The following is a 23,997-nucleotide window of genomic DNA, read 5'->3' on the forward strand; positions in this document are numbered from 1 at the left end:
TATAAAATTGTAAACGCAGGAAAAATCCATTTAGAGCCAATGGGCATTTATTCTAAGAAATATAAAAGCTTAAAAGAACTTCCAGATGGCGGAACAGTTATTATGAGTAATAACGTAGCGGAGCGTGGCCGTATGCTCGCATTGTTACAAAAAGGCGGCGTTATTAAATTAAAAGATGGCGTAGATGTTGTTAAGGCAACAGTAAAGGATGTTGTAGAAAACCCGAAAAACTTAAAGTTTAAAACAGATGTAGAGCCTGGATTGTCACCAAAGCTGTATGAAAATAATGAAGGCGATGCTTTATTTATTAATTCAAACTACGCAATTGATGCAAAATTAAATCCAACAAAGGATGCAATTGCGATTGAAGGATCAGACTCTCCTTATGCAAATATTATTGCAGTTCGTAAAGGTGACGAGAAGAAAAAAGAAATTAAAGAGTTAGTAGAAGTATTGCATTCAAAAGAAATTCAAGACTTTATTAATAAAGAATATAAAGGTGCTGTGCTTCCGGTAAGTGAATAAACACAAGGAAAGGACTGGAAAATTTCCAGTCCTTTTTTCTTTATATAAATAAGAAGAAAGGTGTATTATATAAGGATGCAAGGGAAATACTTATATACATTTGTGAAAAAATTGTTACTTTTTTTCGTCGTTTGCGATATCATTTTATTTGATATAAGATTAGAATGAGAATAAAATGAGAATATGAACGTTTTAGGAATTTTTAAAATGTATATATAGGATTAATGGAGGTATTGAGATGGCTGGTTCTACATTAACGGTTAAAGACTTACACGTATCAATTGATGGCAAAGAAATTTTAAAAGGTGTAAACCTTGAAGTAAAAGGTGGAGAAATCCACGCAATTATGGGACCTAACGGAACAGGTAAATCAACTTTATCTTCTGCGATTATGGGTCACCCAAAGTATGAAGTAACAGAAGGTAGCATCATCATCGACGGTGAAGATGTATTAGAAATGGAAGTAGACGAGCGCGCACAAGCAGGTCTATTCCTAGCAATGCAATATCCAAGTGAAATTAGCGGAGTAACAAACGCTGACTTCTTACGTTCTGCAATTAACGCACGTCGTGAAGAAGGCGATGAAATTTCTCTTATGAAATTTATCCGTACATTAGATAAAAACATGGAATTCCTAGAAATGGATCCAGAAATGGCACAACGTTACTTAAACGAAGGTTTCTCTGGTGGAGAGAAAAAACGTAACGAAATTCTTCAATTAATGATGATTGAGCCAAAAATCGCAATCTTAGATGAAATCGACTCAGGTCTTGATATCGATGCATTAAAAGTTGTATCTAAAGGTATTAACCAAATGCGTGGCGAAGAGTTCGGTTGCCTAATGATTACGCATTACCAACGTTTATTAAACTACATCACTCCAGACTTCGTTCACGTTATGATGAACGGTCGTATCGTTAAATCTGGTGGCCCTGAGCTTGCACAACGTCTAGAAGCTGAAGGTTATGACTGGATTAAAAAAGAATTAGGTATTGAAGACGAAACAACAGAGCAAGAAGCGTAAGAGAGGAGCATAAACATGACAATCGGTACATTACCTTTCGATCAAGAAACAATCCGTCAACGCGCAAGCGAAGTAAACGAAGCTGCTTGGTTGACTGAGTTCCGCTTACAAGCTCTTGCACAAGCAACTGAACTTCCAATGCCAACGCCTGATAAAACGAAAATTGAGAAATGGGACTTTATCGGAAAAGGCGACGCTGCTAAGCAAGAGCCTGTAAGTTCTTTAACAGAGCTTCCAGAGGCAGTGAAAAACTTAATCGATGAAAATAACAGCGTATTAGTACAACGTACTGGTACAACTGCGTTCGTTTCTTTAGCAGACGAAGCAAAAGAAAAAGGTGTTATTTTTACAGATATCGTAACAGCTGCAACAGAGCATGCTGAACTATTACAAAAGTATTTAATGAAAGACGGCGTGAAGGTAGACGAGCATCGTTTAACTGCACTTCATGCTGCATTAATCAACGGCGGTGCATTCGTATATGTTCCGAAAAACGTTGTTCTTGAAACTCCACTTCAAGCTGTATTCTTAGTAGACGGCGAAGAAGCTAACGTATATAACCACGTATTATTCGTAGCTGATGCGAACAGTACTGCAACTTATGTAGAAAACTACGTTGCAAATGAAAATGCTAAAGGTATTGCAAATATCGTAGCAGAAGTAATCGTGGAACAAGGCGCACAAGTGAAATTCGGTGCGGTTGATCTATTAGCGAAAGACGTAACAACTTACGTTAACCGCCGCGGTGTTGTAGGACGCGACGGCCGCATTGATTGGGCTCTAGGCCTTATGAATGACGGAAACACAATTTCAGAGAACGTTACAAACTTAATGGGCGACGGTTCATATGCTGATACGAAAACAGTAACAATTGGCCGTGGTAACCAAACGCAAAACTTTACAACTAAAGTTGTTCACTTCGGTAAACACTCTGAAGGTTGGATTTTAAAACACGGTGTACAAAAAGATAGTGCAACATCTATCTTTAACGGAATTGGTAAGATTGAACACGGTGCATCTAAATCAAATGCACAACAATCTTCTCGCGTTCTTATGTTAGATGAAAAAGCACGCGGTGATGCAAACCCAATTCTTTTAATCGACGAAGATGATGTAATGGCAGGTCACGCAGCTTCAGTAGGCCGCGTAGATCCGTACCAATTATACTACTTGATGAGCCGTGGTATTCCAAAACGCGAAGCAGAACGTTTAGTCATCCATGGATTCTTAGCACCTGTAGTAAATGAGCTTCCAATTGAAGGAGTAAAAGCACAGCTTGTTGAGGTAATTGAAAGGAAAGTTCGCTAATGAATATTCATGAAATACGCAAACAGTTTCCAATTCTTGATCAAAAAGTGAACGGCAAACAACTTGTATATTTCGATAGTGCAGCAACTTCTCAAAAACCAATTCAAGTCATTGAAACGTTAGAACGTTACTATAAAGAATATAATTCTAACGTGCATCGCGGTGTTCATACGCTCGGTACGAAAGCTACCGACGCGTATGAAGGTGCACGCGAGAAAGTTCGCAAGTTTATTAATGCGAAATCAATGGAAGAGATTATTTTCACGCGCGGAACGACAACTGCATTAAATACAGTAGCGGCTAGCTATGGTCTTGAAAATGTAAAAGAAGGCGATGAAATCGTTATTTCTTACATGGAGCACCATAGTAACATCATTCCGTGGCAACAAGTTGCGAAGAAAACTGGTGCAACTTTAAAATACCTTCCGCTTCAACCAGACGGTACAATTTCTTTAGAAGATGTTCGTCAAACAGTTACATCGAATACAAAAATCGTTTCTATTATGCAAGTTTCAAACGTGCTTGGAACGATTAACCCTGTAAAAGAAATCGGAGCAATCGCACACGAAAACGGCGCAATTATGGTCGTTGACGGTGCACAAAGTACACCTCATATGAAAGTGGATGTACAAGATTTGAACTGTGATTTCTATGCATTATCTGCTCATAAGATGTGCGGACCTACAGGTATCGGCGTATTATATGGTAAAAAAGAATTGCTGAACAATATGGAGCCAATTGAATTTGGCGGTGAAATGATTGATTTCGTAGATTTACAAGAATCTACTTGGAAAGAGCTTCCGTGGAAGTTTGAAGCAGGTACACCGATTATCGGTAATGCAATTGGACTTGGAGCGGCAATTGATTTCCTAGAAGAAATCGGTCTTGATAATATTGAAAAGCATGAACATGAATTAGCGCAATATGCTTTAGAAAGACTATCAGAAGTAGATGGCGTTACAATTTATGGTCCAAAGCATCGCGCTGGTCTTGTTACATTTAATATTGAAGACGTACATCCTCACGATGTAGCGACAGTATTAGATGTAGAAGGCATTGCGGTTCGCGCAGGACACCACTGTGCACAACCGCTTATGAAGTGGCTGAAAGCTTCTTCTACAGCACGTGCGAGCTTCTATTTATATAATACAAAAGAAGAAATTGATACATTTGTTGAATCGCTAATCAAGACAAAGGAGTATTTCACAAATGTCATTTAATAATTTAGATACGTTATATCGTCAAGTTATTATGGATCATTATAAGAATCCTCGTAACAATGGCGTGTTAGAAGATAGTGTTACAGTTAACTTGAACAATCCAACTTGCGGCGATCGTATTCAACTTACGATGAAAGTAGAAGAAGGTATTGTGCAAGAAGCGAAGTTTGAAGGAGAAGGATGTTCCATCTCAATGTCTTCAGCTTCAATGATGACACAAGCAGTAAAAGGTAAGAAAATTGAAGAGGCACTTCAGCTTTCTAAAATTTTCTCTGACATGATGCTAGGAAAAGAGTACGATGACAGCATTGATTTAGGAGATATTGAAGCATTACAAGGCGTATGCAAGTTCCCGGCACGTATTAAATGTGCAACATTAGCGTGGAAAGCGTTAGAAAAGGGCTTAAACGAAGATAAGTAATGTTAAAGGTTCCTAAAAACGAGGTTATCTAAGGAGGGACACACCAACATGGCGAAGCAACTGCCAGATATCGGCGATTATAAATATGGTTTCAAAGACAAAGACGTTTCGATTTTCCGTGCTGGACGCGGTTTAACAAAAGAGATCGTTGAAGAGATTTCACGTATGAAAGAAGAACCACAGTGGATGTTAGACTTCCGTTTAAAATCACTGGATAAGTTCTATGAAATGCCAATGCCACAATGGGGCGGCGACTTAAACGACTTAGATTTCGATGAAATTACGTACTACGTAAAACCATCTGAGAAATCTGAGAAGTCTTGGGATGAAGTACCTGATGAAATTAAAGCAACATTTGATAAATTAGGTATTCCAGAAGCTGAGCAAAAATATTTAGCTGGTGTATCTGCACAGTACGAATCTGAGGTTGTATACCACAACATGAAAGAAGACCTAGAAGCTCTAGGAATCGTCTTCAAAGATACAGATAGCGCATTAAAAGAGAACGAAGATATTTTCCGTGAGCATTTCGGAAAAGTAATCCCACCAACAGACAACAAATTCTCTGCATTAAACTCTGCAGTTTGGTCTGGTGGATCATTCATCTACGTTCCAAAAGGTATTAAAGTGGATACACCACTTCAAGCGTATTTCCGTATTAACTCTGAAAATATGGGACAATTCGAGCGTACGCTTATCATCGTAGACGAAGGCGCACACGTACACTACGTAGAAGGTTGTACAGCACCTGTTTACACTACTAACTCACTTCACAGTGCGGTAGTAGAAATCATCATTAAGAAAGATGCGTATTGTCGTTATACAACAATCCAAAACTGGGCGAACAACGTATACAACCTAGTTACAAAACGTGCGGTTTGTGAAGAAAACGCAACGATGGAATGGATTGACGGTAACATCGGATCTAAATTAACGATGAAGTACCCAGCAGTTATCTTAAAAGGCGAAGGCGCTCGTGGTTTAACATTATCTATCGCGATTGCTGGTAAAGGCCAACACCAAGATGCTGGTGCGAAAATGATTCACTTAGCACCAAACACGTCTTCAACAATCGTTTCTAAATCGATTGCGAAGCATGGTGGTAAAGTAACTTACCGTGGTATCGTACACTTCGGACCAAAAGCGAAAAACTCTCGCTCTAACATCGAGTGTGACACGTTAATCATGGATAACCAATCTACATCTGATACAATTCCTTACAACGAAATCAAAAACGATTACGTTTCACTTGAGCACGAAGCAAAAGTATCGAAAGTATCAGAAGAACAATTATTCTACCTAATGAGCCGCGGTATTTCTGAGCAAGAAGCTACAGAAATGATCGTAATGGGCTTCATCGAGCCATTCACACGCGAACTTCCAATGGAATACGCAGTTGAAATGAACCGCCTAATCAAGTTTGAGATGGAAGGTTCTATTGGTTAATATTTAAAGTGGAAGCGGCTCGTTCAGAATGTGAGGGGGAAGAAGTGAAGCCACCGAACATTCTAGCCGCTGGAACTGGATAATATATAAAGTGGAAGCGCCCTGCTATGCAGGGCGCTTTTTTATGTTGTGTTTGGGTCGATTCAGTTTAGGTTAGTTCAGGATCGGATACCCAGGCGGGTGTTCAGTTAAATATATCAGCGATTTTTCAAATATATCGACGATTCGACAAGGAATATCGACTTATCGACAAAGTAAGACAAAAGAAATTCTTCATATACCCCGCAACATTTTATATGAAAAGAGAACGACTGGAAGTAAGGAAAAGATACTGACAAATCCGATTGGAGAATCCACCAAATTGCTTGCTAAACCACTCAGAAAAATAACCATAAAAAACTCGGTTAAACTTTTTGACAAATCCCCCTCCCGAACCCCAACCACAAAAAAAACACCTCCTCCACCTAAAACCCTTACACAAACTAGAAAAAGTTTTCCTATCAAAAAGGGCAATCTTTTGCTTTTTCTCTCAATGCGAGTACAATGTAAAATAGCAAGAAAAGACGAAAAGTATTTACAGGATTATTGCGTACGCATAGCGTAAATGGCAGTAAGGAACTGAGAGGAGGTTTTTTCTCTGAATATAAATAAAGAAACAATCATCCATCTTTATCATACAAACGATATACATAGTCATTTTGAAAATTGGCCGCAAATTTCTCGGTTTGTTCTAGGGGAGAAAAAGCGAAGACAGGAAGCGGGAGAGACTGTTTTGACGGTTGATATCGGTGATCATGTGGATCGTTTTCATAGTATTTCGGAAGCGACAAATGGCCTTGGGAATACGAAGCTTTTAAATGAGGCGTTATATGATTATGTAACGATCGGAAATAATGAAGGCATTACGTTAGCGAAGGAGCATTTGAATCGTCTATATGATGATGCTGGATTTGAGGTGCTCGTTGCGAATTTATTTGAAAAAGAAGGGGTACGTCCAGCGTGGGCGAAGCCCTATAAATTACATACGACGACAGACGGGATTACGATTGCTTTTATCGGATTAACGGTAGCTTATCCAGAGTTTTATCAAATGCTCGATTGGCATATTGAAGATCCGCTTATCCATTTAGAGTCTATTTTAGAAGAAGTGCGAGATGAGGCTCATGTTACAGTTGTCCTTTCTCATCTTGGAAAAAGCATGGATGAGTATATGGCAGAGCATTATGATGTAGATGTTATTTTAGGGGCACATACGCACCATTTATTTGAGCGTGGCGTTCTTATGAATAATACGTTACTTTGTTGTTGTGAAAAGTGGGGACGTTACGTTGGGCACGTCCAGCTTACTGTGGATAAAGAGACGAAGAAGCTGTTGAAAAAAGACGGTAGAGCGATTAAGACAGAACGTTTAGGTGCTTATAGCAAACCGTTATCCACAATTGAATTGCTGCAGGAAGAAAGTAAACAGATTATGGCCGAGCCTGTCGTTCATGTAAAGGAAGCATTACCGGTCGATTGGTTTCAGGAGACATCATTTTCGCACATGTTAGCAAGTGCGCTGAAAACGTGGTGTGGTGCAGAAATCGGCATGGTGAACGCTGGTGTGCTATTAGAGGGATTAAATGAAGGTGTTGTGACGCGCGGAGATATTCACAGAATTTGTCCACATCCCATTAATCCATGTTTATTAAAAGTGCCAGGAAAAACGTTAAGAGAAGTTATTTTGAAAGCGCGCCGTCCGAATATGGAGAACCTTGAGGTAAAAGGATTTGGATTTCGCGGGAAAGTGATGGGGAAAATGATTTACGCTGGTGTAGAAGTTATTCCAGATACGATTCCTGGGAATAAAATTTTACTCGAAGATGTATTGATTAACGGGGAATCGCTGGAATTAGATCGCATATATACAGTAGGAACGATTGATATGTTTACATTCGGCTACTTATACCCAGAGCTATCCACACTTTCTGACAAACAATATTATATGCCGGAACTACTTAGAGATGTGTTAACAGACGTGTTGATAACTCATACATCTTCCGTCAAACTATAGGCTAGTTAACTTGTAACACTCATTTTTCTCTTGTCATACAGATAAGAAAGAGAGGAGTGTGAACTATGGTTAATGTGGAGCCAATTATAATCGATAATTATACGTTTATTGCGGTTAGCGTCAAACTTCCAAAGACAAATTTGCTAGCTGTAATGAGCGATAAAGGATATATTATGTGCGGTGCATTAGATGTAGGTCTTTTAAATGAGAAGTTAGGTGATCGAGGAATTATTGCTGGCCGTGCGGTTGGTGTAAGAACGATTGAACAACTTCTTGAAGCACCGCTAGAATCAGTAACGATTGAAGCCGAAGCTTTAGGTATTACGGCCGGTACAATCGGAAAAGAAGCATTATTAAAAATGAGATAAGCATATATCGTCCCTCCTTCTTGCATAGAAATGATATAAGAAGGAGGTTTTTTTATGAGTATATTTCGTTCGAAAAATTCGCGGTTTCGAAGGGGACCTATTTCCTTTCGGTACATACTGCTTATGTCGTTTATTCTTTTTGTTATATTACTCGTGCAAGGATTATGGATTGTGAATAGTAGCATTCAGCCGACATTACTTAAATATGGAGAAGTAGAGACGCATAAAATGGCGACAGCGATTATGACGAAGGCGGTAAAAGATAGAATGAATGAAGGATTCGATGTCGATTCATTAATGAAAGTACAAAATGATAAAAACGGGAAAGTATCCACAATTAATTTAAATACGAAGCAAGTAAATGAAATCGTAACGTCAACGACCACATACATAGAAAAATATTTACAGCAAGTAGAACAAGGTGATTTGAAGGGGCTAGGTATTTCTGAAAAAAATGGAGCAACGATGGCAGTTCCTTTTGGTCGTGTAACGGATAATGCGCTTCTTGGAAATATAGGACCTGATATTCCAATTGATTTCACGACGATTGGTCATGTGAATACGGATATTAAACAAAAAATTGAACCGCACGGGATCAATACGACAGCGATTCAAATTATTATGGAGATGGAAGTCACGTTGCAAGTGATTATTCCATTTCATACGAAAGAAATAAAAGTAAAACAAGATGTTCCGATTGCAACGCGCATTGTTCAAGGGGAAGTGCCTACGTATTACGGAAGCGGAAGTGTTATTGTACCTGATAAAAAGAAAACGGATAGTTAGCCAAATATAAAAAATAACCGTAGCATATTGCTACGGTTATCGTTTTGTATTCGCGCGTTCTTTTCGCTCCCAAAGACTTAAATGCATGTATGGATCGAAAGCCCATTCTGTATAGCCATTGTCTTTATACATGCCGAAATGTAAGTGAGGAGGAAATTTTCCCGCTGTACCGGGAGGTCCATAACCGGTGCTACCGACAAATCCGATTACTTTTCCGGGTTCAACAATTTGTCCAAGTTGTATCTCTTTTGAGAATCCGCCTAAATGAGCGTAATAATGGTAATTGTTGTGTAGGTCGCGAATACCGATACGCCATCCACCAAGGCGGTTCCAGCCTTTTGTTTCAATGATGCCATAGCAAGTGGATCTTACTGGTACGCCATAGCCTGCAAAAATATCGGTTCCTTCATGAACTCTTCTTCCACCAAAACTTCTTCCAGCGCCAAAAGTACTACGGTAGCTATGGTCGCTACGAATTGGAAGTGGGAAAGCATTTCCTTCTAAATTAATACGTCCATAATGTTTATAAATTTGGGCGTATTCGGTAATTAATTCAACTGTTTTCGCACGTCTATAATACTCCCAAAGCATAATGTGAACACGGTCTTCGGACGTTCCTTGTTTCTTTAAAATCGTTGCTGCTGTATGCAAAAGATCACGGTCGTTATTTGCATTTGCAAATCCATCTTTGTCACCATCTAAACCCATCCCGCCAAATAAAGAAATTGTATGGGGGAGAGTGTCGTTACCATTAACAGGTCCAGCCCATATTTCGGGTTTGAAATAAAGGGAAATGATGGCATCTGGTTTTTTCGGAATATCTTTTCTTACGCTCCGTATATTTCTTTCATATTGATCCATTGCAGCTAAGTAATACCACGGAATGCCTGAAGATTGCTCGGTTTCTTTATATAGTACCATGCGCTTTTCGTATATGCTTTGCTGATTATCTTCACCGTAAGCGATGTTTTGGTGGAGAAGAAAGCAAATCGAAAGCAAAAGAGAAATTTTTCGAAGCATGAAATAGACTCCTTTCACAACATCACTCTTTTTAGTGTGGGATATACGGAGTATTTCATTATAGGGAACGATTGGAAAAAATCTTAGAATCTTCATTTGAGCAAATCGCTTTCATACGTTAGAATAGATATGTTACATTGAAAGAAGCGAACACGGTAAACTATTTCATATTGTGCGGAGTTGATAACCATGACAAAACAAACAGAATATAAGCGCAAGCCCGAATGGTTGAAAATTAAGTTAAACACGAATGAAAACTATACAGGCTTAAAGAAAATGATGCGTTCTAAGAATCTTCATACAGTTTGTGAAGAAGCAAAATGTCCGAATATTCATGAATGCTGGGCTGTAAGAAAAACAGCAACATTTATGATTTTAGGTGCGGTTTGTACACGTGCTTGTCGTTTTTGTGCGGTTAAAACAGGCTTACCAACTGAGCTTGATTTACAAGAGCCAGAACGCGTAGCAGATTCTGTAGTACAAATGGGCTTAAAGCACGTTGTTATAACAGCGGTTGCACGTGATGATTTAAAAGACGGGGGAGCAGCTGTTTTTGCTGAAACAGTACGTGCTGTACGTCGTAAAAATCCATTTACGTCAATCGAAGTATTACCATCTGATATGGGTGGAGTAGAAGAAAACTTAAAAATGTTAATGGATGCAAAACCAGATATTTTAAACCATAACATTGAAACAGTACGTCGATTATCTAACCGAGTTCGCGCTAGAGCAAAATATGACCGTTCATTAGAGTTTTTACGTCGAGCGAAAGAAATGCAGCCTGATATTCCAACTAAATCGAGCATTATGGTGGGCTTAGGTGAAACGAGAGAAGATTTAATTGAAGCAATGGATGACTTACGTGCAAACAATGTGGATATTTTAACTCTTGGACAATACCTACAACCATCTAAGAAGCATTTACCAGTTCTTAAATATTACCCACCAGCAGAATTTGCAGAGCTTAAAGAAATTGCACTTAGCAAAGGCTTTAGCCACTGTGAAGCTGGTCCACTTGTGCGTTCTTCTTACCATGCGGACGAGCAGGTTCGTTCTGCAAAAGAAAAAACAGCAGAAGCAAAATAATGAAAAAAGAGAGCCGATCATTGGCTCTCTTTTTGTTTATATTCTAAAACAGTATTCGGGCATGTTAATAAGATTTTCTTTAATTCCTCTGTGGATAATTCAATTGTAAATTCAGGTACACCAGGTGTAATTAAAATTTTGTCGTAAGTATAAATCGCACAATCCACAATAAGCGTTACATGCTGTGAATAACCGAAAGGAGCGACACATCCTGGCGTACAGCCAGTTTCTTCTCTTAGCTCATCGGGAGAACAGAGAGATAAGCTTTCTCCTGTTATTTCTTTCATCTCTCCTCGGTTGAGTCTTGTGCCCTCTAACGTAAAAAATACGTAATAATTTCCCGACTTTGATTTTAAAAATAAGCTTTTACTTGGAGTGCCGTGTAAGCCAAGCCTTTCACGTACGATACGATCTGTTTCATAATTGAGTACTGGTTCGTGTTCAAACTTTTCGTAAGAAGCATTTGTTTTATGTAGTAAAGCAAGTACATCTTCGTACATATGGAGTGATACCCCTTTCTATTGTTAGTACAGTTTCTTCTCGTGGCGTCAACTGAATGTGTTGGAAAGAGATATTACTCGGACGGTGCTTCCCATAATCGTTTTAGGACATATTGTTCATCAATTTTAATTTCGTAAATATCAGGATTCGTTAGAGCTCTCCATTCATTAAAACCAATCGTATGATCAAAGTGCTTTAAAATGAGCGTAAGTAAGTTTCCATGTGTAACGAGTAGTGTTGTAGTATGGTTTAATTTTAAAACGTCTTGGATAAGCGATATAGCACGGTCCGTTGCTTGTTTTGTCGACTCTCCGCCTGAAAAGGCAATATCTATATTTGTAAAAGTAGATTCTAGTTTTTGCATCCAATCGTCCATTGGAACGTCGCTTAGTATGCGTTCAGCTAATCTTTCATCTTCTTGGATAGACAAGTTAGCTTGGAGCGCATAGGGCCGAATAGAATCGATAGCTCGCACAAATGGGCTTGAAATAATATGATCTATTTGTAGTTGGTTTTCTAAGAGGAATGTCGCAAGGGTGCTGGCTTGGTTTTTTCCTGCAATCGTTAATTCGGCATCACGTTCTTGGCCAGTTGCTGAACAATGTCGTATTATAATTAATTTCTTCATAATTCATCCCCATCTTTCAAGTTGACGCTATATACTTCGACAAATGTGGAAAAAATTCCTTTTTATCCCGCTTTAATGGGCAGTAAGACCCCACCTCAAAATTCAGCGAAAGCAAAGAAGTTAGGGGGGATCAACTGCCCATAAAAGTCCGATTGGTTCAACTAATAATCAGTGGGGGATGAAGAAAACCCCCACTGATTAAAGTTTCACTTTATCGGAAACGGCATAATGATTTTAATATGTGGAAAAGTAATGTGGATAATTAACATTTGAGGTGCAATGATGAAAAAATTGATATGTATCGTATTCAGTTTGTGTTTTTTAATACACTTGTCCACAACATATGCAGAATCGAATACAAAATTAAATTATCCAAGCAACCGAAATAAATCGTTTGTGAGTGAAGATGTGTTTTATGAACAGTTAGATGAAAAGGTGTATAAAGAATATAAAAATGCAGCATATAGCGTTCGAAAAAAAATCTCATTTAAAGAAGTGCCTGATGAAGAATTTTCTTTCCTACAAAAAACAGCTGTGGGTTGTCGGAGTAGTGTGGTGTTTCAAGATTCTTTTATTCACCCTGATCGCCAAGTTTATTTTTTCGCGTCCTTTTCTCAAAACGAAGCAGACGAATTTCATAAGTATATTGTTTTAGATGCAGAAACGAAGAGGAAGCTGCAAGAGGGAAAAAGTTATAATCATTGTGATAAGCCATATAAAAAATAACCCACCAACTGGTGGGTTATTTTTACGCTGGCACACTCATTAATTTTTCTTTCATTTTACGAATAAGAATGACAGCACCAATTGTAAAGAGAAGGGTAATTCCTTCTGCAACAAAGATATTGATTGTTTGTGTTTGGTAAAGCGCCGCGAAAAAGTCTACAAATGCGTGGAATAATATAGCGTAAACAAGGAAGATATATTTCTTCTGTTTTACTGCGTATAAGACAAGCATTGTAAAGGCGATTTGCAGTACTAATGCCATAATTCTTTCTAGGCTACCAAATAAGTATAAATAAGCAGGTTGCTCTATTAACAAGTCCTTAATATGGATTAACTGTGGATATTGATCAACCATTTGAGCGAAGCTACCGTTATTAATAGATGTTGCGAAGGTAAGAGTTTGAAGCCCCGCAAATCCGCCAACTAAAATCGATTCAATACCGCCGTGGCCAATTCCGTATGCAAGACCGTCTGTATACTCACGATATTTTTTCAATAAGTAGTAAAAGGCAACGAAACGACCTAGTTCTTCAAAAACACCAGCAGTTAGTCCGCCATAAAGTGCAAAGACAAATGGATTTTCTAAAATTGGAGCGATTGCCGGATTACCACGCATAAATAGGTGGAACGGTGTTTCGAGAATTTGGGTAAACCCAATAAAAATAAGAACACCAACGCCGACTACTTTCCAATTAATATGATATTTTTTACGAAAATAAACAAACGCAATAATAGGTACCAGAATCGAAAGCACAAGTTGAATTGTGATACTGGCAATTACCGTACTTGAAACCATACTTTCACCGCTTTCTAATATATGTACATATCTATTATGCATGAAATATAGTGGAGATGAAACTTTTAACAAAAAATGAATGTATTTATTGACTCTAACGTTGCGTCATACTTTATCGTATGTATTAAGGGGGAGATACAGATGACAATGAAGGTAAAAGAAGTAGCTAATTTAGTTGGAATTAGTGTGCGCACACTGCATCATTATGATGAAATTGGGTTGTTAACCCCAGAAGAGACGACAGAGTCTGGATATCGTCTGTATTCCAATGAAAATTTAGAGACATTGCAGCAAATTTTATTTTTTAAAGAGTTAGGCTTCCCTTTGAAGAAGATTAAAGAAATTATCATGAGTCCATCATTTGACCGAGAAGAAGCGCTACAGCTTCATAAGAAAATGCTTATTGAAAAGCGTGCCAGGTTAGATAAAGTGATTGCGACGATTGATAAAACAATTCAACATACAAAAGGAGAGATTGAAATGACGAACAAAGAGAAATTTGAAGGCTTCGATTTCAGCCATAATCCGTACGAAGAAGAAGCGCGTGAAAGATGGGGAGACGCAGCTGTAGATAAAGCGAACAAATATGCAAAAGGTATGTCAAAAGATAATCAAGAAGAGTTCAATACGATTTACAGAAATTTAGCGGCGCTTAGACACGACGCACCAGATTCTAAAGAGGCACAGGAAGCAATAGGAGTATGGTACGATTACTTGCAAAACTTCGGTGAATATTCATTAGATGCTTTTAAAGGACTCGGTCAAATGTACGTCGCTGATGAGCGCTTCACGAAAAATATTGATAAGTTTGGCGAAGGATTAGCACAGTTTATGTGTGATGCGATGGAGGTTTATGCGGATCGTAAGAAATAGTAAAAAATAAAGAAGGTGGAGGTTTTCTCCATCTTCTTTATTTTTTAATCATATCATTCAAAGTCTGATCCCCCGTATTATTCAAATGAGGATTTTTACTCATTTCCCGTTTTAGCATGTCGAGGCTCTGTGTATATTCTGTATCATTTAAAGCACCAGATTGAAGTCCTTGAATTTGAGAAATCAACTTTTGGTCTGTTGATACATATGCTTTATAATAGCGAGGGACGATGGACAAAGCAGCTTTATATACTTGATCTGCTACGAGTTTTGGATCCGTTGTGTTTGCACGATATACAACAAATACTTCATCATCGGTAACGAGCGTAGCAGCGTTTGTAACGTCAGGAAGTTTGACTGTCATGCTTGTAATCATTTCAGCGACTTTCTCACGGTTAATGGCTCCTACTTGTTTGTTAGATACTTCATGCTTTTGTTTAGATGAATAACCGACTCTCGTTAATCGTGTATTTGTATTTTCCGTATGATACATGTCGTTTTTATTGGAAACAAGAACACGACTTCCTTCTTCACGTTCCATTTCGGCTTTATTCGTTGATTGACAGCCTGCAAATAAGGAAAGAGTGAGGAGAGAGAGTATAATTTGTTTTTTCACGATGTATCACCTCCTTCTCCATAGCATGCACTAATTTTCAATTTTTTGTATTTGAAATTGTTGGTTGGTATGCTTTGTGATACGATAAAAAGAAGAATGCTTAGAGAGGAAGTTAATGATGGAGCAAAAGCAAGAGCAAGAGATGCATGCTACGGTGAGCATTAATAATGTTCAGTACGAAGTAATTAAAAACTTTCGTGATGGTTTTAGTGAAGAAGCATTTAAAGAGCGTTATGCAGAAATTTTAAATAAATATGATTACATCGTTGGGGACTGGGGTTATGAGCAACTTAGATTGCGCGGTTTCTTTGATGATAGTAATCAACGTTCGACATATGATACGAAAATTAGTACTTTATCAGAGTATTTATACGAGTACTGTAACTTCGGTTGTGCACACTTCGTATTACGAAAAGTGAAGAAATAAAAAAAACCTCTTACGATCGTAAGAGGTTTTTTTACTTGCTCACAAACAAATTGAAATAGAATCGCCTTCAGAAAGTAGTGCGTTTGGTTTCATTTGTTGCCCGTTCAATTGAATATCCCCATTTTTAATTTTATCCACAATGCGTGTACGGCTCCAGTCAGAAATATATGTGGATAAGGCTTTATCGATTCGGTGTAAACCGAAAACGATATCTAATACGATCGTGATTTCAGTTATGCCGTTTTCTTTATGTTGCGTAATGGAAATGGTAGTAGTTGTTTCTGTTTGATCTTGCTGCGTCATGTCGACTGTTTCAACGTGATCAGTAAATGATTTATAAATACGAAGTTTTTGATTCCACGTATGATCTTTCGGACATTTGTAAATGGCAAAGCGGTATATATTTTTTCCATTGGCGTTATGCCTACGAATATTCGTGTCAGTAAATAGGGTATTGCGTCTGCAATTTTTACAATACTTTTCGATTGTGTTTTGCTCATTTTCATATAAACTCCAAGAAAGTTGTACTTTCTGCATTTTCCTTCACCTCTTATAGGATTGGTAAAGGAACGTAATACAGCTATTTGGATGTCTTGTAGTATGAAGACATGAGAAATAGACAAAAATAAAAGGAGGTTCCCTTAGGAACCTCCGTAAACATCATACTACAGATGCGTTACGTTCCTTTGTAATGGGAATGGGCAGACTACTCCCTTGAAAAAGCGTGGTGCTTTTTTGAGAGTAATGCTATCCAATTGCTGGTCCATTACAAAGTAAATGTTGGCATACGTAGATAACGTCCTTTCTATCCAAATAGATTTATTCTTAATTATAACATATTGGTTTGAAAATTCAAAATACTCAAAGCGAAAAAACACCAGCTAACATAGCTGGTGCTCACGATAAATTATATAAGTTCAAATAAAAATGAGCGTAATTCTTCTGCAATTTCTTCAGTCATAGAAAATGCATGCTCTAAGTAGCCTGGTTCGTTTAAATCGTCAGGACCGATGATTGCAAATCTATTGCGCTGCATATCAAGGACAATTGTTTTACCGTAATGACGATCAGAGTATAAAAGCGCTAAATCATGACGCTCATTTTCTCCCATAAAGCTAACGAAACGAGTTCTTGTAGCGACTGTATCGTCGTACAGAAAGAAACGTTCTTCCATACACATGGCTCCTTTATTAAATATCTAAGTTTAAGTGTGGTTTATGATCTAAATGGTGATGCGTTTTAATGAATCGTACCGTTCTTGTTTTGTAACGCATAACGATAGAATATGTTTCAGCTAAATCGCCGCCAAGGAATTTAACACCGTCTAATAACTCACCAGCAGATACACCAGTTGCTGAGAAGATTGCATCATCCCCAGATACTAAGTCATCTAACATAAGAAGTTGACGAGGGTCTTCTAATCCCATTTCACGACAACGAGCTTCTTCTTCTTCGTTCATTGGAACTAAGCGAGCTTGCATTTCACCTTCAAGGCATTTTAATGCTGCTGCAGAAATAACACCTTCTGGAGCTCCGCCAATACCTACGAATAAATCAATACCTGTTCCAGGTAGTGCTGTTGCGATTGACGCACCAACATCACCATCACCAAATAATTTTACGCGTGCACCTTTTGCACGAACACGGTCAATAATTTCTTGATGACGTTCACGTTCTTGAACGATAACTGTTAGATCGCGAATCTTTTTATTGTTAGCTTCTGCTACAATTTCAATTGTTTTTTCAATTGGATCATCTAAGCTAATTTTACCAGCTGCTTTTGGACCAACCGCGATTTTTTCCATGTACATATCAGGAGCATGAAGAAGGTTTCCTTTATCAGCGATTGCGATAACTGCCATTGCATTTGCAAGACCTTTTGCAACGATGTTTGTACCTTCTAATGGGTCAACGGCGATGTCTACTTCTGGACCGTTACCTGTTCCTAGTTCTTCACCAATATACAACATCGGTGCTTCATCAAGTTCTCCTTCACCGATTACAACTGTACCTGCCATGTTTACTGAATCAAACATATCACGCATTGCTGTAGTTGCTGCATCATCTGCTTCGTTTTTCTTTCCGCGGCCCATCCACTGTGCGGATGCTAATGCTGCTGCTTCTGTTACACGGACAATTTCTAGTGCGAGTTCACGTTCCAAGATTCCATTCCTCCAATTTCAAAAATCATACAAATATAACTATAACAAATAACGGAGAAAAGGTGAATTCGAAAAATTGTCGATTTTTTCAGAAGAAAGCGTTACAATTAAAATGTAAATGCTTTAATTTCCAGGTAGGTGACATTCATGTATTTTGTAGACAGAAAGAAAATAGAACAAATGCTAGTATGTTTAGAACGAGCAACAAGTACATTTCAAGAGAAAAAGATATATGAAACCGAGTTTGAATTTTACGCATTAGAACGTATAACTCATCTAATTATTGATAGTGTATTAGATGTAGGGAATGCGATGATTGATGGATTTATTATGCGCGATCCAGGAAGTTATGAAGATATTATCGATATTTTGATGGACGAGCGAGTGATAAGTGCAGAAGAAGGACAAGGAATGAAAGAAGTGATTCTTCTTCGAAAAATGCTTACGCAAGATTATATTCAAATGAATCATGATGAATTATATAAGACGATTCAAAAACATATTGCCGTGGTAGAGAAATACCCAGCAAATATTCGCAGTTATTTAGAGAAGGAATTAGGACCTGTATCTGCATTTGTACCAGAATAATTATGCTTATAAGATCCCCAAGGTACCTTTTTGGGGATCTTATATTGTATGTGAGAAAGAAAAGGGAGAAGGGTTAAGCATGGGGGAAGCACGTACGACGAAAGATGAAATTGTCCAATTGTTGAAAGTAAAGGGAGAGCACACAGTAGCAGAACTAGCTGACGTTTTAGAGATTACCGAAATGGCGATTCGAAGACATTTAAGTAATCTTGAGAAAGATGGTCTCATTTATTCCAAGATGGTAAGACAACATGTCGGAAGACCAACTTATTTGTATGGATTAAGCGAAAAGGGAGAAGATACATTCCCGAAGGAGTATAAGCAATTTGCTATTGATATGCTAGAAGATTTAGCTCGGATGGGTGATGAAAAAATACTTCGTCACGTTTTAAAAGAGAGAACGAAGAGAATGGAAGAGCAGTTGCAAAAGCGAGTGAGTAATCAAAAGAATTTAGCATATAAAGTGCAAGAGATAGCAGCTATGCAAGAGAAAAATGGTTATATGGTTCAAATAAAGAGAGATGGAGAAAACTCTTTCATAATTGAAAAACAAAATTGTCCGTTAAAGGAAATCGCAGAGAGATTCCCGCAAGTATGTGAAGATGAAAAAGAGATGTATAATCGTTTATTTGCAGGAGCAGATGTAAAGACGTTAGCAAACATGTGTGAGGGCGATTGTAGTTGTTCTTACCAAGTAAAAGAGAAAAAATGAACGTTATGGGGCGCTTTAAGGTAAAGCGTTTTTTTCTTTGGAAAAAGCGGGTAATATAAGAGTGGTATGATAGGTGAGAACGTTAGCATAGAAGGAGAGACATAATGATGTATAAAGGTTACTTAATTGACTTAGACGGTACGATGTATCGTGGAGAAGAACAAATTGAAGAAGCGAGCGACTTTGTAAAAGCATTAGGAGAGCGCGGCATTCCTTATTTATTCGTTACGAATAACTCAACGCGTAAACCAGAACAAGTGGCAGAAAAACTTGTTCGTTTCGATATTCCAGCGAAAGCAGAGCAAGTATTCACAACGAGTATGGCGACTGCGAACTTCATTTATGAACGTAAACAAGACGCAACTGTATATATGATTGGTGAAGAGGGCTTACATGATGCGCTTGTGGAAAAAGGATTTGAACTTGTGGATGAAAACCCTGATTTCGTTGTTGTCGGTTTAGATCGTGACATCACATATGAAAAATTAGCAAAAGCTTGTCTTGCTGTACGTAACGGCGCAACATTTATTTCTACAAATGGAGACATTGCCATTCCGACTGAGCGCGGATTATTACCAGGTAACGGTTCATTAACATCAGTTGTAGCAGTATCAACAGGTGTGGATCCAATCTTTATCGGAAAACCAGAATCAATCATTATGGAACAAGCATTAAAAGTGCTTGGTGTGGGAAAAGATGAAGCATTAATGGTTGGGGATAACTACGATACAGACATTTTGGCGGGAGTAAATGCTGGCATGCATACGCTTCTTGTCCACACTGGAGTCACAACTGTGGAGAAGTTAACAGAATATGAAGTACAACCAACGCAAGTTGTGCATAACTTGACGGAGTGGATTGAGAAGATGTAATGAAAAAAAGCTGTTCCGAACTGTGGAACAGCTTTTTTTATTCAGTTGTGGATAGCGTCGAGATAACTTAAAAATCGCCGCTATCATTGTATTTAAAACGCACGATTTACTACTGCTTTTACTTCTTCAAGATATTGTTTACGCACATTATCATCCACAGAAGGAACACTTGTATAGAATGAATGTTCAATTGTTTTAATGCCCGTAAATTCAAAAATACCAACATCCGATGTTTTCTTCATTGCTTCAAACATACCGCCTGCTGTGTATGCCTCTTTCGTATTTCCCATTGTAGATAATAATAAGCCTTTTTTACTGCTTAATAACTTTTCAATACCATTTTCACCGTAAGCATAAGCGAAGCCGTGGCTAAATACACGGTCAACGTATCCTTTTAAAATAGCAGGAAGTCCCGCCCACCAAACTGGATAAATAAATGTAATGCTATCAGCCCAAGAGATATGCTCTTGCTCTTCTTTAATATCTTCTGGTGTGTTTCCTTGAGAAAATGAGATGAAATCGGAAGCGTCTAATACTGGATTGAAATTTAATTCGTATAGATCGCGAACGCGTACTTCATGACCTTTTTCTTCTAATTCACTTTTTACCGTTTCTAAAATCGCATGGTTGAAGCTTTCTGTATTTGGGTGTCCATAAACGATTACATGTTTCATTGTTCTTCCTCCTATTTGTGGATATGTGAATAGTTTTCTAATTATGTAACTATTATGGTTACTTCTTTTGTAGAAGTCAAATGATACATATGTATGTATAAAAAGACGGCTAAAATCGTCTTTCTATACCCCGCTCATACAAAGAACAAAGAAAACAAATAAAATGATAACAATCCCAATGCCGAAGTTAAATACGAGAGTACTATCCATACTATGGAACCTCCTTATTTGAAAGTAAAAAGCACTCTAGCCAAGAGTGCTTTTTTATTTTGAATCTGCTTCAAAACTTTGAGGAAAGGATTCATGCATGTAAAGAGTTACATTATTTTATGTGTTTATATGTTGAAATGAGTAAGTCCTCGTGAGATATAAAAAAAAAGACACTCTTTCGAGTGTCTTACATGATGACAAAATGTGCCAATTGCTTGAGTTTGATAAGGCGCTAATATCCGTTTTAACGCCTTTTCTTTGATCAAGAAGTGTAGCAACAGCGATTCAAATAAAATTGTACCATTTGTTTCATAGGTGTGCGTATGCAATTATGCATATTTCGATTGGAGGGAAATGAGGTGTGAAAAATGAATGAGTATATATAGAATATTTGATAAGGGGAGAGAAGGATGGATATATATAAGTTAACGGTAGAAGAAGCAAATGAGATAAATACGTGGGCGTATGAGGAACCTTATGATTTGTATAGTTTTTCAGGTGAGGAAGAAGTAATAGAAGAATTATTAGATGGGACGTATTATGGCTGTTGTGACGATAAGGGAGAGTTTATCGGCTATTTTTGTTTTGGGGAAAATGCACAAGTGCCAGAGGGAAGAGATGCTCATTTATATGGTGGAGAAGATGTAATTGATATCGGACTTGGCATGAAGCCAGCGTTAACAGGGAAAGGGCTGGGAAATCTGTTTTTTCAAGCTGGGGTAGCCTTTGCAGCGAAAGAATATAAGCCGAAGACGTTTCGACTTAGTGTAGCGACATTTAATACAAGAGCGATTACGCTATATAAAAACATAGGTTTTCAGCAAGGTCCTATTTTTTTGAGTCGCGGAAGAGAATTTATGATTATGGAATATGAAAGACCGTCAGTATGAAACTGACGGTCTCTCGTATTTTACTCCGAATGATCAGCTCGGTGCGCTAAACGGCTTGAAGCAGCGGCAGCGATTCCGCCAACGATATCATCAAGGAATGTGTGCACCTTTCCAGTTGATTTATCATTTAAGTATTCTAAAATACCAGGTTTTAATTTATCGATATATCCAAAGTTCGTGAAACCGATAGAGCCGTACACATTAACGATAGAAAGTGCGATCACTTCATCAATTCCGTATAAGCCTTCATCACGTTTTACGATATCTTGTAACGGCTCACTTAACATTCCTTTTTCAGCAAGAACATCGAGTTCGATACCAGTAATTAGTGCGTTTTGTACTTCACGTTTTGATAATACACGCTCAACGTTATAACGGCATTCTGACATCTCTAAATTTGGATGATATTTTTTTTGGAGAAAATGAACAAGCTCAGCAATATCGTCAATTGTTACACCGCGCTCTTGTAATAGTTGCAATGCTCTTTCTTGTAGTTGATTTGATTCTTTCATGTTTATCACCTTTTTTTCTTTTTAGTATTTGTATACGTTTCGTTGCTTTATCATGTGCATAGGAATGAAAGGCGAGCACAAGCTCATATATATAAAGAAAAACCATAGGTGGCGACTGCGATGATTCATCATATTTATGAGCATTATCACATGCATGTTAAAGAATTAATCCCCCTTGGCCCCTATAAAAGCTTTTGGATTCGCAACAAAATTTATGTACTTGTTCCAATTGGAGATATGGAGGAAGAAGTACTTGTAGAGATGAAAAAGCTCAGTGACTATATGAACCAGCAAGGGGATATAACTGTAGCGACTTTCGTTCCGACTATACACGGCTACTATGTAAGTGAGATAGAAGAACAAAATTACTGCTTATTAAAAGGTATGCGTGCGTTAGAACGACATGCTACATCATTAGGAAGTGAGCTTTCTATATTCCATAAACGAGGAGCATTCTTTCCAGAAGAAATCGAGCAATTAAGCCGCATTGGTGAATGGAAAGCGTTATGGGAAAAAAGGCTCGATCAATTAGAAAAGTTTTGGCAATCACAAGTGATGAACCACCCTACAGACGTATTCGATCAATTGTTTATTGAATCCTTCCCGTATTACTTAGGAGTTGCAGAAAATGCGATCCAGTATGTTGTCGATACAGAGATGGATGATACGCCGCAAATGACTGATGCGGCAACAATTTGCCAAGAACGATTCACACCCTTATTATGGCATCAAACGAAGCGCCTCAAACTTCCTTTTGACTGGGTGTATGATCACCCAACTCGAGATATGGCAGAATTAATCCGCTATATGATGATAGAAAAAAAGAAAGACTGGGAGCAAACAATCGTTCAATTTGTTACAGACTATGAACGAAATTATTCGCTATCCTCATTTGGTTGGCGCTTATTATTTGCAAGGCTCCTGTTCCCACTTCACTACTTTGAAACAGTCGAACGATATTACCAAACTGGAAACGAAGAACAAAAAAGCATATATAGAGATCGCTTAGAAGCCATTTTACACGATGTGAACCGCTCTGAGCAATTTATGAAGCACTTTTATGGCTCACTTCGTTTACCAGTTGATAAGTTAGGGATTAAAAAATTAGATTGGCTATCTTAAAATAAAAAAGAGACCGATTGAGGTCTCTTTTTTTATACTACAATTGTATGTAATACATTATGCCCCTACCTGTTGATCTGCACATATATTTAAAATGAATTGATGTTGTTCGATTTTTTCATTTACTTTACTCAATAATTCTTGCTGGATTTCTTTAAATAAAAATTGATAGCTCGCATTCCATGTTGGTATAACAGATGACAGGTCTAATAAATATTCTTTTTTCTTCTCTAGTTCTTGAATTGTTAAAAAAGTGTTCCCCATTCTTGGCATGTGTCGTCCCCCTATGTTTTTTACTTTTATATGTGTGAACGATTCTATAGTATTAATTATCTCACTTTTTGAGAAGGATTTCCAATTTTGTTTTATGATGTTAAAGGAGAAGTGCTATTTGAATAAAAAAAGAGACCCATTTGGGTCTCTCTCTAGGA

Annotated in this window: 28 protein-coding genes and 1 pseudogene; 18 read left to right on the top strand and 11 right to left on the bottom strand. The window is 37.9% G+C overall.

Going from position 1 to position 23,997, the window contains the following annotated elements; genetic code table 11:
- The 9 genes and pseudogenes from metQ to yunB all read left to right on the top strand — a co-directional run.
- A pseudogene (gene metQ, locus MR113_RS21730) lies at positions 1-525 on the top strand (methionine ABC transporter substrate-binding lipoprotein MetQ); the annotation flags it as partial.
- Between the two features lie 238 nt (positions 526-763).
- Positions 764-1,549, top strand: a complete 786-nt coding sequence (gene sufC, locus MR113_RS21735) for a Fe-S cluster assembly ATPase SufC (RefSeq protein ID WP_000929163.1) — start codon at positions 764-766, stop codon at positions 1,547-1,549.
- Positions 1,550-1,564: 15 nt separating this feature from the next.
- The gene (gene sufD / locus MR113_RS21740) at positions 1,565-2,857 is read left to right on the top strand and encodes a Fe-S cluster assembly protein SufD (protein WP_000152177.1); all 1,293 of its coding nucleotides are present in this window, start codon (positions 1,565-1,567) and stop codon (positions 2,855-2,857) included.
- Complete coding sequence (gene sufS / locus MR113_RS21745) at positions 2,857-4,077, top strand: cysteine desulfurase SufS (protein WP_063222137.1); 1,221 nt, start codon at positions 2,857-2,859, stop codon at positions 4,075-4,077. The genes sufD and sufS overlap by 1 nt, the downstream gene beginning before the upstream one ends.
- Positions 4,067-4,498 carry a Fe-S cluster assembly sulfur transfer protein SufU gene (gene sufU / locus MR113_RS21750; RefSeq protein ID WP_000009525.1) on the top strand — a complete coding sequence of 144 codons (432 nt, stop codon included), beginning with the start codon at positions 4,067-4,069 and terminating at the stop codon, positions 4,496-4,498. Before sufS ends, sufU begins: the two co-directional genes overlap by 11 nt.
- 48 nt (positions 4,499-4,546) lie before the next feature.
- The gene (gene sufB / locus MR113_RS21755; RefSeq protein WP_001118824.1) at positions 4,547-5,944 is read left to right on the top strand and encodes a Fe-S cluster assembly protein SufB; all 1,398 of its coding nucleotides are present in this window, start codon (positions 4,547-4,549) and stop codon (positions 5,942-5,944) included.
- Between the two features lie 661 nt (positions 5,945-6,605).
- Positions 6,606-7,997: a bifunctional metallophosphatase/5'-nucleotidase gene (locus MR113_RS21760; RefSeq protein WP_313895084.1), complete on the top strand. Its 1,392-nt coding sequence runs from the start codon at positions 6,606-6,608 to the stop codon at positions 7,995-7,997.
- A 65-nt stretch (positions 7,998-8,062) separates the two neighbouring features.
- Positions 8,063-8,365: a YunC family protein gene (locus tag MR113_RS21765; protein ID WP_000248463.1), complete on the top strand. Its 303-nt coding sequence runs from the start codon at positions 8,063-8,065 to the stop codon at positions 8,363-8,365.
- Between the two features lie 54 nt (positions 8,366-8,419).
- Positions 8,420-9,151, top strand: a complete 732-nt coding sequence (yunB, locus tag MR113_RS21770; RefSeq protein ID WP_242256799.1) for a sporulation protein YunB — start codon at positions 8,420-8,422, stop codon at positions 9,149-9,151.
- Between the two features lie 36 nt (positions 9,152-9,187).
- On the opposite strand, the gene MR113_RS21775 is transcribed toward yunB, so the two are convergent.
- The gene (locus tag MR113_RS21775) at positions 9,188-10,171 is read right to left on the bottom strand and encodes a M23 family metallopeptidase (protein WP_242256801.1); all 984 of its coding nucleotides are present in this window, start codon (positions 10,169-10,171) and stop codon (positions 9,188-9,190) included.
- Positions 10,172-10,360: 189 nt separating this feature from the next.
- On the opposite strand from MR113_RS21775, the gene lipA reads away from it, so the two are divergent.
- Positions 10,361-11,257, top strand: coding sequence for a lipoyl synthase (lipA, locus tag MR113_RS21780; RefSeq protein WP_000166375.1), 897 nt, complete (start codon positions 10,361-10,363; stop codon positions 11,255-11,257).
- Positions 11,258-11,274: 17 nt separating this feature from the next.
- Here lipA and MR113_RS21785 read toward each other — a convergent pair whose 3' ends face one another.
- Together MR113_RS21785 and MR113_RS21790 are read right to left on the bottom strand one after the other, a co-directional pair.
- Entirely contained in the window at positions 11,275-11,757 is a 483-nt protein-coding gene (locus tag MR113_RS21785; protein ID WP_242256803.1) for a YbaK/EbsC family protein, read from the bottom strand.
- Positions 11,758-11,831: 74 nt separating this feature from the next.
- Positions 11,832-12,386, bottom strand: a complete 555-nt coding sequence (locus tag MR113_RS21790) for a histidine phosphatase family protein (protein ID WP_242256804.1) — start codon at positions 12,384-12,386, stop codon at positions 11,832-11,834.
- 282 nt (positions 12,387-12,668) lie between these two features.
- Here MR113_RS21790 and MR113_RS21795 point away from each other — a divergent pair, with 282 nt between their 5' ends.
- The gene (locus tag MR113_RS21795; RefSeq protein WP_242256806.1) at positions 12,669-13,112 is read left to right on the top strand and encodes a hypothetical protein; all 444 of its coding nucleotides are present in this window, start codon (positions 12,669-12,671) and stop codon (positions 13,110-13,112) included.
- 22 nt (positions 13,113-13,134) lie between these two features.
- Here MR113_RS21795 and MR113_RS21800 read toward each other — a convergent pair whose 3' ends face one another.
- Complete coding sequence (locus MR113_RS21800) at positions 13,135-13,950, bottom strand: YhfC family intramembrane metalloprotease (RefSeq protein WP_242256807.1); 816 nt, start codon at positions 13,948-13,950, stop codon at positions 13,135-13,137.
- 99 nt (positions 13,951-14,049) lie between these two features.
- Here MR113_RS21800 and MR113_RS21805 point away from each other — a divergent pair, with 99 nt between their 5' ends.
- On the top strand, positions 14,050-14,781 hold the full coding sequence (locus MR113_RS21805) for a MerR family transcriptional regulator (RefSeq protein WP_242256808.1): 732 nt from the start codon (positions 14,050-14,052) through the stop codon (positions 14,779-14,781).
- A 37-nt stretch (positions 14,782-14,818) separates the two neighbouring features.
- Here the strand turns inward: MR113_RS21805 and MR113_RS21810 are convergent, their stop codons facing one another.
- Positions 14,819-15,397: a YhcN/YlaJ family sporulation lipoprotein gene (locus MR113_RS21810; RefSeq protein ID WP_002191082.1), complete on the bottom strand. Its 579-nt coding sequence runs from the start codon at positions 15,395-15,397 to the stop codon at positions 14,819-14,821.
- A 115-nt stretch (positions 15,398-15,512) separates the two neighbouring features.
- Between MR113_RS21810 and MR113_RS21815 the strand changes: the two genes are divergently transcribed.
- The gene (locus MR113_RS21815) at positions 15,513-15,824 is read left to right on the top strand and encodes a YutD family protein (RefSeq protein ID WP_002003766.1); all 312 of its coding nucleotides are present in this window, start codon (positions 15,513-15,515) and stop codon (positions 15,822-15,824) included.
- A 39-nt stretch (positions 15,825-15,863) separates the two neighbouring features.
- On the opposite strand, the gene MR113_RS21820 is transcribed toward MR113_RS21815, so the two are convergent.
- From MR113_RS21820 to glpX, 3 genes are all read right to left on the bottom strand, one after another.
- Positions 15,864-16,361: a cytoplasmic protein gene (locus tag MR113_RS21820; protein WP_242256809.1), complete on the bottom strand. Its 498-nt coding sequence runs from the start codon at positions 16,359-16,361 to the stop codon at positions 15,864-15,866.
- Positions 16,362-16,731: 370 nt separating this feature from the next.
- Complete coding sequence (locus MR113_RS21825) at positions 16,732-16,998, bottom strand: DUF3055 domain-containing protein (protein WP_000392616.1); 267 nt, start codon at positions 16,996-16,998, stop codon at positions 16,732-16,734.
- 16 nt (positions 16,999-17,014) lie between these two features.
- The gene (gene glpX, locus MR113_RS21830) at positions 17,015-17,986 is read right to left on the bottom strand and encodes a class II fructose-bisphosphatase (protein ID WP_242256811.1); all 972 of its coding nucleotides are present in this window, start codon (positions 17,984-17,986) and stop codon (positions 17,015-17,017) included.
- Positions 17,987-18,133: 147 nt separating this feature from the next.
- On the opposite strand from glpX, the gene MR113_RS21835 reads away from it, so the two are divergent.
- The 3 genes from MR113_RS21835 (at position 18,134) to MR113_RS21845 (ending at position 20,158) form a co-directional block, all read left to right on the top strand.
- The gene (locus MR113_RS21835; protein ID WP_061678031.1) at positions 18,134-18,574 is read left to right on the top strand and encodes a DUF86 domain-containing protein; all 441 of its coding nucleotides are present in this window, start codon (positions 18,134-18,136) and stop codon (positions 18,572-18,574) included.
- A 79-nt stretch (positions 18,575-18,653) separates the two neighbouring features.
- The gene (locus tag MR113_RS21840; protein WP_242256813.1) at positions 18,654-19,286 is read left to right on the top strand and encodes a helix-turn-helix transcriptional regulator; all 633 of its coding nucleotides are present in this window, start codon (positions 18,654-18,656) and stop codon (positions 19,284-19,286) included.
- Positions 19,287-19,393: 107 nt separating this feature from the next.
- Positions 19,394-20,158, top strand: a complete 765-nt coding sequence (locus tag MR113_RS21845) for a TIGR01457 family HAD-type hydrolase (protein WP_242256821.1) — start codon at positions 19,394-19,396, stop codon at positions 20,156-20,158.
- Positions 20,159-20,250: 92 nt separating this feature from the next.
- On the opposite strand, the gene MR113_RS21850 is transcribed toward MR113_RS21845, so the two are convergent.
- Positions 20,251-20,832: an NAD(P)H-dependent oxidoreductase gene (locus MR113_RS21850; protein ID WP_242256815.1), complete on the bottom strand. Its 582-nt coding sequence runs from the start codon at positions 20,830-20,832 to the stop codon at positions 20,251-20,253.
- Positions 20,833-21,452: 620 nt separating this feature from the next.
- On the opposite strand from MR113_RS21850, the gene MR113_RS21855 reads away from it, so the two are divergent.
- Positions 21,453-21,932 (top strand): GNAT family N-acetyltransferase, encoded by a 480-nt coding sequence (locus MR113_RS21855; RefSeq protein ID WP_242256817.1) that lies wholly within the window; start codon positions 21,453-21,455, stop codon positions 21,930-21,932.
- Between the two features lie 20 nt (positions 21,933-21,952).
- On the opposite strand, the gene MR113_RS21860 is transcribed toward MR113_RS21855, so the two are convergent.
- The gene (locus MR113_RS21860) at positions 21,953-22,444 is read right to left on the bottom strand and encodes a phosphatidylglycerophosphatase A family protein (protein WP_000665102.1); all 492 of its coding nucleotides are present in this window, start codon (positions 22,442-22,444) and stop codon (positions 21,953-21,955) included.
- Between the two features lie 120 nt (positions 22,445-22,564).
- Between MR113_RS21860 and yutH the strand changes: the two genes are divergently transcribed.
- Positions 22,565-23,566, top strand: a complete 1,002-nt coding sequence (yutH, locus tag MR113_RS21865) for a spore coat putative kinase YutH (protein ID WP_098375254.1) — start codon at positions 22,565-22,567, stop codon at positions 23,564-23,566.
- Positions 23,567-23,623: 57 nt separating this feature from the next.
- On the opposite strand, the gene MR113_RS21870 is transcribed toward yutH, so the two are convergent.
- A complete protein-coding gene (locus tag MR113_RS21870) occupies positions 23,624-23,839 on the bottom strand; it encodes a hypothetical protein (protein WP_001137787.1) in 216 nt (71 codons plus the stop codon).
- Positions 23,840-23,997: the final 158 nt, after the last annotated feature.

Source organism: Bacillus cereus group sp. BfR-BA-01379 (assembly GCF_022663605.1).
GTDB classification, from domain to species: Bacteria; Bacillota; Bacilli; order Bacillales; family Bacillaceae_G; genus Bacillus_A; species Bacillus_A mobilis.